A 15,737-nucleotide genomic window follows, 5' to 3' on the forward strand; every position below is an offset into this window, starting at 1 on the left:
GCATTTGTCGGACTGTTGAAGTTCGATTGCTTCCCCTGATGGGGTCGAAGGCTTATGTCTGGCCAGGGGCGAACCGATGTGCCGGAGGATGCGGCTTGCGGATCGGACGGAAGGAGACGGAATGAAGTGGAAGGACGCCATCTGGCCCTGCGTTGGTTTGGGCGCCGTCGTTCTCTCCTGCTGGCTGCTCTACCATGAGATACGGGGTCTCTCCCTCGACGACGTCTGGGCGAGCTTCCAGAACATCGGCTGGCACCAGTGGCTGCTCTCCGTCTTCTGCGCGCTCTTCGCCTATGCGATGCTGGCCTATTACGACAGGCTGGCGCTGCGTCACCTCGGCCGCAAGGTTTCGATGCCCTTCGTGGCCGCCACCTCGTTCACCACCTATGCCCTGTCCCATAATATCGGCGCTTCGGTCTTCTCCGGCGCGGTGGTGCGGTATCGCGCCTACAGCTCGCAGGGTCTGACACCCTCCGAGATCGCCCTCCTGATCGCCTTCTGCTCCTTCACGTTCGGGCTCGGCGTCCTGGTTCTGGCCGCCGTGACGCAGTTGATCGACCCGACGATGATCCGGCGATACGTGGATGTCGCGCCGATGGTGCCGATTTCGATCGGGGTCGTCGTTCTCGGTTTTGTCGGGCTCTACATTTTCGGCAGCCTGAAAGGGTTCCGCCCCCGCAAGATCGGGGGGTTTCTCCTCCAGTATCCCCGTCGGGACGTCGTTCTCCGCCAACTCGTCGCCGCGCCTTTGGAGATCGTCGCCGCGGCGGGCATCATCTACTTCGCCCTGCCCCCGGAAAGCCATCCCGGCTTCGTCGTGGTGCTGGCGATCTTCGTCATCTCCTTCTCGCTCGCCCTCGTCTCGCACGCGCCGGGCGGGCTCGGCGTGCTGGAGGTCACCTTCCTGACCGGCCTTTCGGACGTTCCGGAAACCGACGTCCTCGCCGCGCTCCTCGTCTTCCGGATCCTGTATCTGCTCCTGCCCTTCGCTGTGGCGATCATCTTCGTGCTCGTGTTCGAGCAGAACGCCATGCGTCAGCGCCGACGCGGTGCGGGCGGGGCGAGATCGCCGGGATGAGGCCGATGACCGTCCGGTCAGTCCCGGTTGCGCTGCCATAGGGTCTCGCCGATCAGGCAGTTCGCCTCGGCGGGTTCGTAGGTGACCTTCGACACGGCTGGCACCTGTTCCAAGCGAGGCGCGGCATCGGCCAGTTCCAGAACGAGCTTCCGCCGCACGGCCTCCGGAAACTGCTCCCAGTCGTTGACGGGGATCATGAAGGCGCCCGGCCCACCAATCACGCAAGTCTCGTAGTATCGATCAAGATCGGGAATCGAACCCCATGATCCATAGCCGTCCCCGGCCCCTTGCGTCATCAACGGGAGGCCGTTGACCGTGATGCCGCGCGCGGTCGCCGCATCGCGGGCCTGCGTCACCGGGCGTCCCTGATTGTTGGGACCGTCGCCCGAGACATCGATCACCCGGCGCGTGCCCTCGAACTCGTTGCGATCGAAGAGATCGGCGGCGAAATCGATCGCCGAAGAGATCGAAGTCCGTCGCCTTCGGTCGGGCTCGGCGGCTGCCAAGCGATAGGCGAAGGCCTCGGCACTCGCCTTGCCGTCGATTAGCGTCCAGGGCAGGACGATCGTCTGCGACGTGTCGCCCGCCCACTCGACATAGGTGATCGCGACGCGTCCATAGGCGCCATCGGCGATCGCCGCATGAAGCTCGGGGCTTCTGAGCGCCGCGATATAGCCGTTTCGCTGGATTTCCTGTTCGCCCCGATCCATGGACCAGGACACATCCACCGCCAAAACCAGTTCGACATCCACCGGCTCCGCCCGGACGACGAGCGTACCGGAAGCGAGGAACGACGCCGCACCGAGAAGACGGGCCAGGGTTCTCATTCCGGGATGGTCTACCTTATCGCCCTCCGGCGCAAGCGGCTGTCGACCTTCCGTAAGCGGGGCTTAACCACAATCTGCAAGAGTGCCCCGTCTGGCACGATCTGTAGGAACCCTCGATGTCGCTCCCTCTCGATCCGTCGGTGCGAGCGCCCGTTTCCCTGGCACCGGGGTGGCGGCGAACGGCTCTGTCTCCCCTAGCGATCGGCCTTTTCGTTCTCGCAGCCTGCGCGATCCTTCTTTCGCTGCCGATCTCCCTGCCGCTCGGGCCCATGTACTGGGACGTCGTCGTTTACATCGACGGCGGATGGCGCGTTCTCTCCGGCCAGATCCCGGCCGTGGACTTCTTCGCCCCGATCGGCCCGCTCGGCTATTGGCTGTTCGCAGCCGGAATGAAGCTGTTTCCGCAGGCGCAGCCGGTCCTCTTGGCGCAGTGGATGGTAATGCCGATCACGCTCGGCGCGCTCCTGCCCGTCCTCCAGCGCGTGGATCGGGGATCACGCGCCCTGGCGCTGGCGCTGCTCCTACCCTTCCTCGTGTTCCAGCTCCTGCCGACCAATCTCGAGCAGTACTCGACCTATCCTAGCTTCGACGGCTACGGCATCTACAACCGCCACGTGGCGCAGCTCCTCTACCCCCTTGCGGTGGCGCTGGTGTTCGAGCGTCGCCAGCGTGTCCTTCTTTGCGTCGTCGGCGCGATCTGCACGGCCCTGTTCCTGACCAAGATCACGGGTTTCGTCGCCGGCGGAATGCTCTGCGCCTTCGCCTTCGCGGCGGGTCGCGTCCGGCTGCGGACGGCGCTCGGCGCGCTTCTCGGCTTTGCCGTCGTGCTCGGCCTGCTGCAGCTCGGGTTCGGGCTGACGACGGCCTACCTTTCGGACATAGCCCTTCTCGTTTCCATGAACGAAGGCGTCCTGCTTTCGCGCTTCCTGCAGGCCTCGTCGCTGCATTTCGGCATCCTCGCGTCCGGCTGCCTTCTCGTGCTCACCCTTCTTCTGACCGAGCGCCGCAGCGTTCTTGCTGATGCGCAGGCGCTTTCTCGCCATCCCTTGGCCGCGCGCGGCTGGACGACGCTTCTGGACCGCAACGCCTTCTGGCTGGCGGCCGCCTTGTTCGCCGGCCTGTTCTTCGAAACGCAGAACACAGGCAGCCAAGCCTTTCTCTTCGTCTGGCCGATCCTCCTCTCCATCGCCTGCAACGCGTCGCGCCACTCGAACCGAGGTACGGTCGCGGTTCTCGTTCTCGTCGCGGCGACCGCCATGCCGCCCTTCGTCAACGTCCTCCATCGCTCGTCGAGGGCGATCGTCGGGCAACTCGCCTACCCCCGCGTACCAGTCGCCGATCTCAAGATGCTGTTCAGCGTCACCCAGCGGCCCGAGGTTCTCGAACGTGCGACCGCGATGCTGGACAACTACGCGGGCTTCCCGGACACCTATCGCGATCTGGCGACCCGCGGACAACTCCCGACGTTCGGACTTTATTCGGACCTCGACTTCCAGGCCTCCCTGCTCATGACCTTCGAGGAAGCGGTGGAGGCCGTCCGCGCCCTGGAGGCCGAGCGCGGCGTGCGGTTCGAGACGGTCATGAGCCTCAACTTCGTCAACCCCTTCCCCTACCTTCTGGAGCGCAAGGCGCCCCTTCACATCGCGATCGGGGCAGACCCGTTCCGCGCGGTACCGCCGCTCGACGCACAGACGTTGGAAGCGGTGCGCGACGCCGACCTCATCCTGTATCCGACATGCCCGATCACCACGTCCAACGAGGAGCTGAAGGCGATCTACGCCGACGGCCTGAAGGGACGGACGACCGTGCCGCTCGGCCGGTGCTGGACGGGCTACGTGCGCGCCGGCCTTTCCGGCACGCTCTGAGACAAGCGCAAACGACAAAGGCCGGATCCTTCGATCCGGCCTTTGTCGTTTCCATTCGCGTTCGAAGGGCTCAGCCCATCTGCGTCTTGGCAAAGCTCGTCACGATCGACACGATGCCGCGCCCGAGAAGCGCATCCAGCGCGTCGCAGAACTGGTCCACGTTGTCATGGGAGCAGATCAGCGGCGGTTCGAGCCGGATGACGTTGCGGTTGTACTCGGTGAACGCGACGAGGCAGTCGTAGTCCTTCAGGAGGAGCGCGCCGATGAAGCCGGACAGCGAACCTTTGAGCTTTTCGTCGAGGAGCGCCACCACGGGGCGCAGCGCGAAGGGCAGCGTCTGCGAGAAGTCGTGGAACTCGAGGCCCAGCATCAGCCCCCGCCCGCGCACGTCCTTGATGATCGACGGGTACTTGGCCTGGATCGCCTCCAGACGCTCCTTCAAGTAGGCGCCGACCACCTCGGCATTGCCGATCAGATCCTCGTCGTAGAGCGTGTTGAGCGCTTCGATCGAGGTGGCGCAGCCCTCGCCGATTCCCCCGAAGGTAGCGTGCGCGTGGATCATCGCGGTCTTCGGCGTACCATAGGCGCGCATGTAAACGTCGCGCCGCGCGACCATGGCAGCCATTGCCGCCTTGCCGCCGCCGAAGCTCTTGGCGAGCGCCGTCACGTCCGGCACCACGCCGTGGTGCTCGAAGGCGTAGAAGCGTCCCGTGCGCCCGTATCCGCACTGCACCTCGTCGGCGACCCAGATCACCTTGTGCTCGTCGCAGAGCGCGCGAACGCCCTGCCAGTATTCGGTCGGCGCCTCGATGATGCCGCCCCCGCCCTGGACCGTTTCCAGCACGACGACGCCGACATCGGGGTCGGAGCGCACCACGGCGGTGAGCGCTGCCAGATCGCCGAAGGGCACGCGGTAGGTGTTCTCGACAAGCTTGAACTCGCCCTTGTAGAGCGGCGAATCCGTGATCGACAGGACACCCTTCGTCTTGCCGTGGAACGAGTTCTCGGCGTGGACGATCTTACAATTCTTCCGACCGGATGCCCGCTCGGCCACCTTGATCGCGGCTTCCATCGCTTCCGAACCGGAAGAGCCGAGGAACACCATGTCGAGCTCGCCGGGGCTACAGCTCGCGACGTTCTTCGCCAGCGCCGCCGCATATTGCGACAGGAAGGCGATGGCGATCTCGTGCCGCTTCTCGTCCTGGAACGTCTTGCGGGCGGCCAGGATGCGCGGGTGGTTGTGGCCGAAGGCGAGCGAGCCGAACCCGCCGAAGAAATCGAGGATCCGGCGTCCGTTCTGATCGATGTAGAACATGCCCTCGGCACGTTCCACTTTCACCTTGTGGAAGCCGAGCAGCTTCATGAAGTGGAACTGGCCGGGGTTGATATGCTCCTTGAACAGGTCCGCCATGGTGGCGACGTCCATCGCCTTGGCCTGGTCGAGGGTCAGCATGTCGGGCTTGGGCGGCCCCTGCCGGTGCGGCGCATCGAGCGAGGGCGCCAGGGTCGTCGGACGGTCCAGCATCGGTTCAGATCCTCACTCGGCGGGTTGCGCGAAGGCGCCGGAAGGAACCGGCCGGCCTTCCTTTTTGGCACGATATTCGGAATAGGCGGCGATCAGCATGTCCTCGTCGCGGTACTGTGGAACCCAGCCGAGGTCGCGCCGGCCCTTGGACACGTCGAGCACACATTCCTCGTCCGCGATCAGATACTGCTCCGGGTCCATCAGCGGCCGGTTCATCCAGTCGAGAAGGTCCAGCGTGCGCTTCACCGCAAAGCCCGGCGTTGGCAGGAGGATGGACTTCGAGCCGGCATGCCGGACGAGATCGCCGAGGAGCTTGCGCACCGGCGGCGGGTTCAGCGAGCCGAGATTGTAGGCCTCGTTCGGCACGTCGGCCTTCCAGGCGAGACGCGCCGCTTCGGCGCAGTCGAAGACGGAGATGAACTGGTAGGGGTTCTTACCCGAGCCGATCATTGGAACCGGCAGGTTCGCGTCGATCAGCTTGAACAGCTTTTCCAGGATGCCGAGGCGCCCCGGCCCGATGATGAGGCGCGGGCGGAACAGCGAGATGCGCATACCGCGCTCCCGCCATTCGGCCGCCAGATGCTCGGTGTCGAGCTTCGACTGCCCGTATTCGCCGAGCGGAGCGACGGGGTGGTCCTCCGTCATCGGCGTCGTCACCGTATGGCCGTAGATCATGTCGGTGGTGAAGTGGACGAGCCGATCCGCGCCCGCGCGGCCCATCGCTTCCATGATGTGCTTCGTCCCGTCGTAGTTCACGGGATAGAAGAACTCGCGGCGCTTGGCGCGCACCTGGAGCGGCGACAGCATCTTGGCCGACAGGTTGTAGATCATGTCGCCCGGCGCGATCGGCACCGCGCCGACGGCGGCCGCGTCGGTCACGTCGACCGTCAGATGCGTCGAGCGGGCGTAATGGGCAAGATCGCTTCGCGCGATGTCGGCCACCACGACCTCCTCGCCATCGGCGACGAGACGCTGTGCCAGATGGCGGCCGACGAAGCCGTCGCCGCCGAAGATCACGTGCTTCATCGAAGGGTTCCTTCCGTGGAATGAATGTCGGCCCGCGCCTCGACCTCGGCGGCCGCCGGCGCCTGGCTGCCGCCGCGCGCGATGAAGACGGTGCCGAGGCAGATCAGGGCGATGCCCGCGATCGCCGATGCGTTGATCTGTTCGCCGAACAGGGCCCAGGCCGCGAAGGCGACCACCACGTAGGCGAGGCTGAGAAACGGGTAGGCGTAGCTGAGATCGACCTTGGACAGGACGAAGAGATGGGAGGCCATCGAGACGACGAAGACGCAAAGCCCCAGAAACACGAACGGGCTGAAGACGATCGACAGGATCTTCACCACCGGGTTGACGCCCGAAAAGCTCAAGGGGCCGAGCTGCATCATCCCGTATTTCAGGAGCATCTGCGCCGCTGCGTTGGTCAGCACCGTGAACAGGATGAAGGGGATGTAGCGGCTCATGCGCGAAGCCTTCCCGGCTCGTTTCGAATGGGGCGGATCGTGACGCTTGCCGCCTCCGATCGGGTTAAGCCTTCAGCGAAAAGGCGCTGTATCGGACGATTTCCGTTGGGGAAGGTCACCGAAACCTTGCCTCAGGCCGCGATGCCGACCGGCGCCCGGTGATCGGCCAACCGAAGCGCCGTGCGCGCCCAGAAGTCGGAGCGGATCGCGGGATCGCGCATGGCTTCCAGGCGCCGCCAGTTCGGGAACGAGGCTTCGAAGGTTTCGGGCGACATGCGCGCGTCCTTGTAGGGGTTCACCGCGCCGCCGGCCTCGATCGTGATACGGTCGAGCTCGGCCATGAGCTTCAGCGTGCGCTCGCCGCGATGGGGGAAGTCGAGCGTCAGCGTGTAGCCCGGCCGGGGAAAGCTGAAGGTGCCGGGACTGTCGAGGTCGCCGAAGCGTTTCAAAACGGTAAGGAACGAGCCCTGCCCAGCCGCCACCGCGCACTCCATTAAGGCGCGCACGGTCTCGTAGCCGTTTTCCATCGGCACGGCGCTCTGGTGCTGGAGCAACCCGTTCGGGCCGTAGAGGCGGTTCCAGTCGCGCACGCGATCGAGAGGGTAGAAGAAGCTGTCGAACGGAACCGACGTGACGACCTCGGCCCGGCGCAGCTTGCGGAAGTTGACCTCGTTGAACGCCCGGAGCGCGACCCCTCGCAAGGGACTGATCGGCGGCGTCCAGGGAACGGAGGCGACGGGCGGGCGCGCTTCGCCCTGCCGGTCGCCCGATCCGGCATGGTCGCCGCAGATCAGATGACCACGCCCGAAACTGTTCCCACGCGCCAGCTGGTCGATCCAGGCGACGGCGTATTCATACGCGTCGTCGGCGTCGCCCGCGCGCGCGAAGTAGTCGGCGAGGTTGGATAGGCGCACCGTCCGCTGACGAATGGTCAGCGAGGGCACCGCCATCAGCGCGAGGCGGACCCGGGTGACGATGCCCGTCAGCCCCATGCCACCGATCGTGGCGGCGAACATGTCGGCGTTCTCGTCCCGCGAACAGGTCAGAACGGTTCCGTCCGAGCGCAGAAGCGTGAAGCCCTCGATCCAGCGCCCGATCGTTCCGCGCCGGTGATGGTTCTTGCCGTGGACGTCGTTGGCCAGCGCGCCGCCGAGCGTGACGAACTGCGTGCCCGGCGTCACCGGCAGGAACCAGCCGTGCGGCGCGACGTGCCGCGTGATCTCGTGCAGCATCACACCGGCGTCGACCTCGATCGCGCCTGTTTCGCGGTCGAACGAATGGATGCGCCGGGGCCCCCGCATGTCGATCAGGGTGCCGGTGTCGTTGAGACAGGTGTCGCCGTAGGAGCGCCCGTTGCCGCGCGGCAGGAGCCACAAGCCCTTGTGCGGTTCAGGAAAGGTATCCCCCACTCCCATCGCGATCGCGCGGCGACCGCCGGCAGGCGCCGGCGTCCGGCCCCAGTTGCCGTAGGGGTCAGACATAGGCCGCGACCAGGAACATGGCGGCGCCCAGCACCATCATGATCTGCGAGCGCCAGTCCTGCATGATGAAGACGATCGGATCGTCATACATCTGGCGGCGGCGCGCGAGCACCCAGATCCGCACGATGATGTAGAGAACCAGCGGGCAGAGCGGCCAGAGAATGTAGGGGTGGCGGTAGAGCTCGCTCACCGCGTCGCTGTCGATATAAAGCGCCAGGACGAGGACGGAGGCGAAGCCCGACGCCATGCCGGCCTGCCCGACCGTGTCGAGATCCATCTCCACATAGCCGCGCCCGGTGGACGAGCGGTTCGCCCCGGCCTCGAACTCGGAGATCTCGACGAAGCGCTTCACCAGCGCCAGCGACAGGAAGAAGAAGATCGAAAAGGCCAGAAGCCAGAAGGACTCGGTGGACTGAACCGCCGTCGCGCCCGCGAGAATCCGCAGCGTGTAAAGGCCCGCCAGCGTCAGGACGTCGATCAGCAGCATCCGTTTCAGCGCGAGGGAATAGGCCGTCGTCGCGACGAGATAGGCGGCAAGGATCGCCGTGAAGCCGATCGGAAGCAGGAGCGACAGCGCGACGGAGCCGACCAGCAGTCCGGCCGCCAGTCCGAGCCCGACGGGAATGGGCACGCGCCCGCTGGCGAAGGGCCGGTTGCGCTTGGTCTTGTGCCGCCGGTCGGCGGCCAGATCCAGAAGATCGTTCAAGATGTAGACCGACGAGGCGGCGAGCGAGAAGCTGAGAAACGCGACGAGGCCGCTCAGCACCATGAAGACGTCGAGGAACTCGTGGTTGAGCGCGACCGGTACGAAGACGAGGAGGTTCTTCAGCCATTGATGCGGTCGCATGGCCTTCACCATGGCGCGCAACGTCGAGCGTCCGTCCTCGATCAGCCGGGCGGGGCGGGCAGCGCTCGCCTGCCAGCGGCGCGCGGAGCGATCGGGCTGCACCACGGTCGCCGTTTCGGCAGCTTCGAACAGGCAGATATCGTCCTGCGAATTGCCGAAATAGTCGAACGCCCCGCCCTCGCAGCGCGCCTGGATGCGGTCGAGCTTGGTGCGCGCAGAAAGGTTGGTGGTTCGATCGCTGGCCATCACCTCGTCGAACAGGCCGAGGTGGTCGGCGACGGCCTTGGCAAGGCGCTCGTTGGAAGCGGTCGCCAGAACGATCCGACGGCCCGCCTCCTGCTCGGCCTGAAGCGCGGCCACGACCTCCTCGCGATAGGGAAGCGTCGCGGCGTCGATGTCGATGCGGGCGGCGAGTTCGTCCTTGATGACCGCCTTGCCCCGGAACATCCATCCGAACAGGCGCCAGAACGACAGAGGCTCCTGCCGGGCGAAGAGGAAGAGGCTTTCCCAAAGGAGATCGCCACGGATCAAGGTCCCGTCGAGATCGACGAACAGCGGCCGTTCGGTTCTCGTGACGAAAGTATCCATGGCGATATCCTACCGATGGGCGATCAGTTACGGCGGACTATCCCCATCGCCATGTTTCCCAAGGGTAAACCGCGGGCCAATACGGCAACTTCCATCGCGCATGCTTAAGACGATCCTCCGGACCGCCTAAAATTGTCTCGATCTGGGGTGGACCGACTTTCCACTCTCCGAGCCGGAGCTTTCTGATCGCTTCCAAGCGCTCGCAAACATCTGGCCGCTTTCAAACGTTCGTGAGCGATATTCTGCCGAACATGAGGATTGCGGAGGAGAACGACCTCGTCTTCCCGATATCACCAAACGATAACAGTCACTTGCCAACTCTAGGCCTCGATGCGTCGCATGTGCTTGGCTGGCTATGTGAGCGTGTTTCCTATGCCACACCGGAGCGCCAGATGCCCCAGGCATACTTGCTGAGAGCAGCCGGATCTTATCTGTAGAACGCACGGAAGCGGTACGAACCGTCACCTCCCGATCAAATATAAATCCGCCTCGGCCCCGCCGTGCAGCGGTATGCTGGAGCCTTGGAACCATGAAGCGTCTTGCCCTTCTTTTGGCATCCGCCGCCCTCGTCACGCCGGCTCTGGCCGCCGATGTCGTCTACGAGGAGCCGGCGGCACCGATCGCCATCGCCCCGGTCTCCAACTGGACCGGCCTCTACCTCGGCGTTCAGGCCGGCGGCGCCTTCAACCCGGACAACGGCGACAACCTGTCGATCGTCCCGAACTTCGCGGGCGCCGGCGCCACGTTCCTGACCAACGCCTTCGGCAACAGCTTCTCCTCGGAGTTCGAGTCGAGCTTCATCGGCGGCGCGCATATCGGTTACGACTACCAGATCGACCGCTTCGTGGTCGGTGCGCTCGTCGACATCAACGCGCTCGACATTGCCCAGCGCTCCAGCGCCTTCTCCAACACGCCGGCCTTCTACACCGCTGAGCGGAGCCTCGATTACCTCGTGACCGGCCGCCTGCGCGCCGGCTATCTCGTGACCGACAGCGCGCTGGCCTACGCCACCGGCGGCTTTGCCTACGGCGAGAGCGACTACCGCTTCACGTCCAACAGCCCGGCGATTACCGCGGCCTTCCCGGCCGTCGTCAACTCGGACTCCGACGACTTCGGCTATTCCGTCGGCGGCGGCATGGAAGTGAAGGTCACGCAGAACATCTCGTTCGGCGCGGAATACCTCTATACCAACCTCGGCGACAGCGACTCCTCGACGCGCCTCAACGGCGGTCCGTTCGACGGTTCGGGCACGGCGGTCATCCCCGGCCAGTTCACCGACTTCCGCTCCAACGGCGACTTCGACTTCCACACGGTGACGGCGAAGCTTTCCTACCGCTTCAACTAAGCGGCCGGACCAAACCAACGAAAAAGCCCGCCGCGCTTCGAGCGCGGCGGGCTTTTTCATGTGTCGATCAAAGCGCTGGTTTCAGCAGGCGTTGTACTTGCGGTCGAGCGCGTCGATCGCCTCGACGTTCGGACCGGAGCTGCTGGCCGGGTCGAACTCGGATTCCAGATACTTGTCGACGATCGCCTTGGCGAGCTCGGGACCGATGACGCGCGAGCCCATGGTGATGATCTGCGCGTTGTTGCTCTTGGCGGCGCGCTCCGCCGAATAGGTGTCGTGCGTCAGCGCGGCGCGGATGCCGGGCACCTTGTTGGCCGAGATGTTGACGCCGATGCCCGTGCCGCAGCACAGGATGGCGCGGTCGTACTCGCCGTCCACCACCGCGCGTGCGATGCGCTCGGAGGTCGTGGCGTAGCGCTCGGACGCACCGTCCGGCGCATCGCTGGCGTCCACCACCGTCAGGTCCGAGCGCGAGCCGAGATGCTCCTTGATGGCTTGAACCAAGGGCTTTCCGGCGCTGTCGCCACCGATCACGATCTTCATGGATGTCATCCGTTCTGGAAAAAGGGCGGAAACCGCTCCGCCGATGCCGTGGCGCGAGGTCGCGCCTTCCGTTCATAATATCAGCCACCCGTTCAAACGATCAAGAGTGGATCGATCTACGACCCGGCCCGTCCCGCCTGATCGAGCGCCAGAATCCCATGCGCGTTGGCGAGCGACGTCGCGATCACATCCACCGCGCCGGTGCGCAGGGCCGCCAGGATCGGCATGGTCTTCGTCGGCTCGGAAGCGATGGCGATGACGTTGGGGATGGCTCGGATCTCGTCGAGGCGAAGCCCGACGACCCGTCCGCCGATGATCTCGTTTCGCTCCCGGCCTTCCAGATCGTAGAAGTCGTAGCCCATGAGATCGCCGACGACGCCGGCGGCGCGCGCAGCGAGGATTTCCTCACGCTTGAACCAGCCCATGCGCACCATATGGCTTTCCTCGCCGAGATCGCCGATGCCGACTAGAGCGAAGTCGGCGCTGCGGCCGAGATCCAGCGTCTGCTTCACGGTGGGATTGCGCTGAAGCGCGTCGCGTAAGCCGGCGTCAGGCACATAGGCCGGCGCATAGAGCGTCTCGGGCAGACCGCCGAAACGGCGCGCCAGCTTGCGGCAGATATGGTCGGCATTGGCCGGCTCTCCCGCCTGATGCGCGCCGCCCGTGGCCGAAACGAAGGTCGCCGCTTCCAGGAACGCGCGCCCCCGCGTGTCCGCTACCGCCGCCACGTTGCGTCCCATTCCGACCGCGACCGTCGCCCCTTCGAAAAGGTGGCGCTCCAGATAGTCCGACACCAACAGCGCCACCTCCGCGCGCTGCGTGTCGGCGTCGCGCCGGTCCACCGCGATCAAGGCGGCCTTGACGCCGAAGCGCTCGCGCAGCCGCCGCTCGAGTTCCGCCTCGACCGCGCGGTGGACGCGAATGCGCACGTCCACGATGCCGGCGTCGCGCGCCTGCCGAAGGAGGCGGTTGATCTTCATGCGCGACAAGCCGAGTTCGGCCGCAATCTCGGCCTGGGTCGCCTGCCCCTCGTAGTAGCGGCGAGCGACCTTCATCATCGTGTCGATCTCGGATGGTACTATGTCGTCCAAGAAGCCATCACCGGTCCGGCAGCCGTTCATATGATACGAACGCGTTCATATGAACGTTTTTCACGGGGCCACGATTGATTCAAGCGCCCACTCGTGTTTGTGGTGTGCACAACGGTTGGGAGGCCTGTCGCATCGACTTGGCGATTCCGATCATTCGCTCGCGTTTCGCGCGGGCCAGCGAAGGGAACCTGGACGCCGTGGATACCGCACAACTCCCCCATCTCGACCCCCAGGAAATCCGCGCGATGGCGAGCGGCATCCGCTTCCTGTCGATGGATGCGGTGGAAGCGGCCAATTCGGGCCATCCCGGCATGCCGCTCGGCATGTCCGACGCGGCAACCGTCCTGTTCAGCCGCTTCATGAAGTTCGACGCTGCCCGCCCCCATTGGGCGGATCGCGACCGCTTCGTTCTGTCGGCCGGCCACGGCTCGATGCTGCTCTACAGCCTCCTGCACCTCACGGGTTACCAGGACTTTTCGATCGACGAGCTGAAGCGCTTCCGCCAGCTTCATTCCAAGGCCGCCGGCCATCCCGAGTTCGGCGAGGGCGCCGGCATCGAGACGACCACCGGTCCGCTCGGCCAGGGCCTTGCCACAGCGGTGGGCCTCGCGCTCGGCGAAAAGATCCTGCGCGAGCGCTTCGGCGAGGAGCTTTGCTCGCACTACACCTACACGATCGCCGGCGACGGCTGCTTCATGGAAGGCGTCAGCCAGGAGGCGATCTCGATCGCCGGCCACCTGAAGCTTTCTAAGTTGATCGTCCTTTGGGACGACAACCGCATCACGATCGACGGTGCGACCGACCTTTCGACCTCGGACGATCTGGCCAAGCGCGTCGAGGCGTCCGGCTGGAACACGGCTGCGGTGGACGGCCATGATCCCCAAGCCGTCGCCGCCGCAATCGAAGCGGCGCGCGGCTCGGACAAGCCGACGCTGATCGCCTGCCGCACCACGATCGGCTACGGCGCGGGCAAGAAGGCCGGCACGTCCGGCGTCCACGGCTCGCCCATCGGCGCCGAGGGCATCGCCTATGCCCGCGAATACTTCACCTGGGCTCATGAGCCGTTCGTTCTCCCGGATGTCGTCACCGATTTCTGGAAGGCGGTCGGCAGCCGGGGCGCGGCGGAAGCCGACGCCTGGGAAAAGCGCCATGCGGCGTCCGCCCATGCCGCCGACTGGGACCGCGTGATGAAGGATGGCTTCGACGGCGATCCGGCCGCGATCCTTGCCGAGGTCAAGCGCAAGTTCGCCTCCGAGGCGCCCTCCGTCGCCACGCGCAAGGCGGGCCAGACGGTGATCGAGGCGCTATCGGCCGCATCCGCCAAGCTGATCGGCGGCTCGGCCGACCTGTCGGGCTCGAACCTGACCAAGGGTGGCGCCGCCAAGCCGATCACCCCGTCGGACGCCACCGGCAACTACATCTACTACGGCGTGCGAGAGCACGGCATGGCGGCCGTGATGAACGGCCTGTCGCTCCATGGCGGCTTCACGCCCTTCGGCGGCACATTCCTGTGCTTTGCCGACTATGCCCGGCCCGCGATGCGGCTTTCGGCGCTGATGCACCAGCCGGTGGTCTACGTGATGACGCACGATTCGATCGGTCAGGGCGAGGACGGCCCGACGCACCAGCCGATCGAGCACCTTGCGTCGCTGCGCGCCATGCCGAACATGCTGGTCATGCGTCCGGCCGACGGCGTCGAAACGGCCGAGTGCTGGGAAGCCGCCCTCCGGGCGACGAAGTCGCCGACGACGATGGTCCTGTCGCGCCAGAACCTGAAGACGCTGCGCACCGGCGCCACGGACGAGAACCTATCGGCCAAGGGCGGCTACGTCCTCGAGGAGGCCGAGGGCGGCGCGCGCCAGGTGACGATCCTCGCCACCGGGTCCGAGGTCGAGATCGCGGTCGCCGCGCGCAAGATCCTGGCGGACGCCGGGGTTCGCGCCGCCGTCGTGTCCCTGCCCTGCTGGGAGCTTTTCGCGCAGCAGCCGAAGAGCTACCGCGACGAGGTTCTCGGATCGGCGCCGCGCATCGCGGTGGAGGCGGCGAGCCCCTTCGGCTGGACGCGCTTCGTGGCCGACGAGGACGACGTCGTCGGCCTCACCACGTTCGGCGCCTCGGCGCCCGGCGCCGACCTCTACAAGCATTTCGGGCTGACGCCGGAGAAGGTCGCCGACAAGGCGCGCTCCAAGGTCCAGGGCTGACCTCGGGTCAGGAGACTTCGAAAGGGCCGGTCGATCGTCGTCGACCGGCCCTTTTTTCGCAAGCTGCGGCGCAAGGGCCGCGCGAACACACCGCCACCGACGGGAAAGATCGAGCGAGATGACCAAGCGGCCCTGGATCGGCACCAGCTGGAAGATGAACAAGACGATCGCGGAAGCGGATGCCTTCTGCCAGACGGTGTCGCGCTCGCCGTTCGCCCATGACGACCGGGCGCAGCTTTTCGTCACCCCTCCCTTCACCGTTCTCCACCGCGTGGCCGAGGCCTTGAACGGGACCGACATCATCGTCGGCGCGCAGAACGCCCATTGGAAGGACGCCGGCGCCTGGACCGGCGAGGTTTCGCCGCTGCAGGTCCTGGACTGCGGCGGACGCCTCGTCGAGATCGGCCATTCGGAGCGGCGCGAGCATTTCGGCGAAACCGACGAAACGGTGGCGCTGAAGACCGAAGCCGCCGTGCGCCACGGCCTCGTCGCGCTCGTCTGCATCGGCGACACGCGGGAGGAATACGACGCCGGCCGAACGGCCGAGGCGCTCCAGCGCCAGACGGAAGCGCTGATCTCGCGCGTCGAATGGAGCCAGCCCGCCAAGGTCGTCATCGCCTACGAGCCGGTCTGGTCGATCGGCGAAGGCGGCACGCCGGCCGAGCCGAGCTTCGCCGAGGAGCAGCATGCCCGCATCAAGGAACTGACGAAGGCGCGATTGGGCTTCGCGTTGCCCGTCCTCTACGGCGGCAGCGTCAATCCCGGAAACTGCGTCGAGCTCGCCGCGCAGGAGCATATCGACGGTCTCTTCATCGGCCGTTCCGCCTGGAATGCGGACGGCTATCTTTCCATCGTCTCGGACGTCGTCTCGTCCCTGTCCTGA

Annotated in this window: 13 protein-coding genes; 5 read left to right on the plus strand and 8 right to left on the minus strand. The window is 65.7% G+C overall.

Going from position 1 to position 15,737, the window contains the following annotated elements:
• Positions 1 to 121 precede the first annotated feature (121 nt).
• On the plus strand, positions 122 to 1,078 hold the full coding sequence (locus H7A85_RS05480) for a YbhN family protein (RefSeq protein ID WP_182084869.1): 957 nt from the start codon (positions 122 to 124) through the stop codon (positions 1,076 to 1,078).
• 17 nt (positions 1,079 to 1,095) lie between these two features.
• On the opposite strand, the gene H7A85_RS05485 is transcribed toward H7A85_RS05480, so the two are convergent.
• Complete coding sequence (locus H7A85_RS05485; protein WP_182084870.1) at positions 1,096 to 1,905, minus strand: DUF1194 domain-containing protein; 810 nt, start codon at positions 1,903 to 1,905, stop codon at positions 1,096 to 1,098.
• Between the two features lie 116 nt (positions 1,906 to 2,021).
• On the opposite strand from H7A85_RS05485, the gene H7A85_RS05490 reads away from it, so the two are divergent.
• A complete protein-coding gene (locus H7A85_RS05490) occupies positions 2,022 to 3,770 on the plus strand; it encodes a hypothetical protein (RefSeq protein WP_182084871.1) in 1,749 nt (582 codons plus the stop codon).
• Between the two features lie 70 nt (positions 3,771 to 3,840).
• Here the strand turns inward: H7A85_RS05490 and H7A85_RS05495 are convergent, their stop codons facing one another.
• From H7A85_RS05495 to H7A85_RS05515, 5 genes are all read right to left on the minus strand, one after another.
• On the minus strand, positions 3,841 to 5,223 hold the full coding sequence (locus H7A85_RS05495) for an aspartate aminotransferase family protein (protein WP_244631002.1): 1,383 nt from the start codon (positions 5,221 to 5,223) through the stop codon (positions 3,841 to 3,843).
• An 84-nt stretch (positions 5,224 to 5,307) separates the two neighbouring features.
• The gene (locus H7A85_RS05500) at positions 5,308 to 6,321 is read right to left on the minus strand and encodes an NAD(P)-dependent oxidoreductase (RefSeq protein ID WP_182084873.1); all 1,014 of its coding nucleotides are present in this window, start codon (positions 6,319 to 6,321) and stop codon (positions 5,308 to 5,310) included.
• Positions 6,318 to 6,758 carry an EamA family transporter gene (locus tag H7A85_RS05505; protein ID WP_182084874.1) on the minus strand — a complete coding sequence of 147 codons (441 nt, stop codon included), beginning with the start codon at positions 6,756 to 6,758 and terminating at the stop codon, positions 6,318 to 6,320. The genes H7A85_RS05500 and H7A85_RS05505 overlap by 4 nt, the downstream gene beginning before the upstream one ends.
• A gap of 131 nt (positions 6,759 to 6,889) precedes the next feature.
• Positions 6,890 to 8,239, minus strand: coding sequence for an FAD-binding oxidoreductase (locus H7A85_RS05510; RefSeq protein WP_182084875.1), 1,350 nt, complete (start codon positions 8,237 to 8,239; stop codon positions 6,890 to 6,892).
• The gene (locus tag H7A85_RS05515) at positions 8,232 to 9,674 is read right to left on the minus strand and encodes a UbiA family prenyltransferase (RefSeq protein WP_182084876.1); all 1,443 of its coding nucleotides are present in this window, start codon (positions 9,672 to 9,674) and stop codon (positions 8,232 to 8,234) included. The genes H7A85_RS05510 and H7A85_RS05515 overlap by 8 nt, the downstream gene beginning before the upstream one ends.
• Before the next feature lie 529 nt (positions 9,675 to 10,203).
• Between H7A85_RS05515 and H7A85_RS05520 the strand changes: the two genes are divergently transcribed.
• Entirely contained in the window at positions 10,204 to 11,019 is an 816-nt protein-coding gene (locus tag H7A85_RS05520) for an outer membrane beta-barrel protein (RefSeq protein ID WP_182084877.1), read from the plus strand.
• Positions 11,020 to 11,100: 81 nt separating this feature from the next.
• Here the strand turns inward: H7A85_RS05520 and H7A85_RS05525 are convergent, their stop codons facing one another.
• Together H7A85_RS05525 and H7A85_RS05530 are read right to left on the minus strand one after the other, a co-directional pair.
• Positions 11,101 to 11,562 carry an RpiB/LacA/LacB family sugar-phosphate isomerase gene (locus H7A85_RS05525; RefSeq protein ID WP_182084878.1) on the minus strand — a complete coding sequence of 154 codons (462 nt, stop codon included), beginning with the start codon at positions 11,560 to 11,562 and terminating at the stop codon, positions 11,101 to 11,103.
• Positions 11,563 to 11,678: 116 nt separating this feature from the next.
• On the minus strand, positions 11,679 to 12,620 hold the full coding sequence (locus tag H7A85_RS05530) for a sugar-binding transcriptional regulator (RefSeq protein WP_244630972.1): 942 nt from the start codon (positions 12,618 to 12,620) through the stop codon (positions 11,679 to 11,681).
• A 230-nt stretch (positions 12,621 to 12,850) separates the two neighbouring features.
• Between H7A85_RS05530 and tkt the strand changes: the two genes are divergently transcribed.
• Positions 12,851 to 14,854 carry a transketolase gene (gene tkt, locus H7A85_RS05535; RefSeq protein WP_280514904.1) on the plus strand — a complete coding sequence of 668 codons (2,004 nt, stop codon included), beginning with the start codon at positions 12,851 to 12,853 and terminating at the stop codon, positions 14,852 to 14,854.
• A gap of 118 nt (positions 14,855 to 14,972) precedes the next feature.
• Entirely contained in the window at positions 14,973 to 15,737 is a 765-nt protein-coding gene (locus H7A85_RS05540; RefSeq protein ID WP_182084880.1) for a triose-phosphate isomerase, read from the plus strand.

The organism is Aureimonas sp. ME7, from assembly GCF_903970965.1.
Classification (GTDB): Bacteria; Pseudomonadota; Alphaproteobacteria; order Rhizobiales; family Rhizobiaceae; genus Aureimonas.

Excerpts from the sequence above, each read along its gene's own strand:
- H7A85_RS05505 (WP_182084874.1), bottom strand. The coding sequence starts at position 6,758 with ATGAGCCGCTACATCCCCTTCATCCTGTTCACGGTGCTGACCAACGCA.
- H7A85_RS05510 (WP_182084875.1), bottom strand. The coding sequence starts at position 8,239 with ATGTCTGACCCCTACGGCAACTGGGGCCGGACGCCGGCGCCTGCCGGC.
- H7A85_RS05500 (WP_182084873.1), bottom strand. The coding sequence starts at position 6,321 with ATGAAGCACGTGATCTTCGGCGGCGACGGCTTCGTCGGCCGCCATCTG.
- H7A85_RS05490 (WP_182084871.1), top strand. The coding sequence starts at position 2,022 with ATGTCGCTCCCTCTCGATCCGTCGGTGCGAGCGCCCGTTTCCCTGGCA.
- H7A85_RS05530 (WP_244630972.1), bottom strand. The coding sequence starts at position 12,620 with ATGATGAAGGTCGCTCGCCGCTACTACGAGGGGCAGGCGACCCAGGCC.
- H7A85_RS05540 (WP_182084880.1), top strand. The coding sequence starts at position 14,973 with ATGACCAAGCGGCCCTGGATCGGCACCAGCTGGAAGATGAACAAGACG.
- H7A85_RS05485 (WP_182084870.1), bottom strand. The coding sequence starts at position 1,905 with ATGAGAACCCTGGCCCGTCTTCTCGGTGCGGCGTCGTTCCTCGCTTCC.
- H7A85_RS05495 (WP_244631002.1), bottom strand. The coding sequence starts at position 5,223 with ATGCTGACCCTCGACCAGGCCAAGGCGATGGACGTCGCCACCATGGCG.
- H7A85_RS05480 (WP_182084869.1), top strand. The coding sequence starts at position 122 with ATGAAGTGGAAGGACGCCATCTGGCCCTGCGTTGGTTTGGGCGCCGTC.
- H7A85_RS05520 (WP_182084877.1), top strand. The coding sequence starts at position 10,204 with ATGAAGCGTCTTGCCCTTCTTTTGGCATCCGCCGCCCTCGTCACGCCG.
- H7A85_RS05515 (WP_182084876.1), bottom strand. The coding sequence starts at position 9,674 with ATGGATACTTTCGTCACGAGAACCGAACGGCCGCTGTTCGTCGATCTC.
- H7A85_RS05525 (WP_182084878.1), bottom strand. The coding sequence starts at position 11,562 with ATGAAGATCGTGATCGGTGGCGACAGCGCCGGAAAGCCCTTGGTTCAA.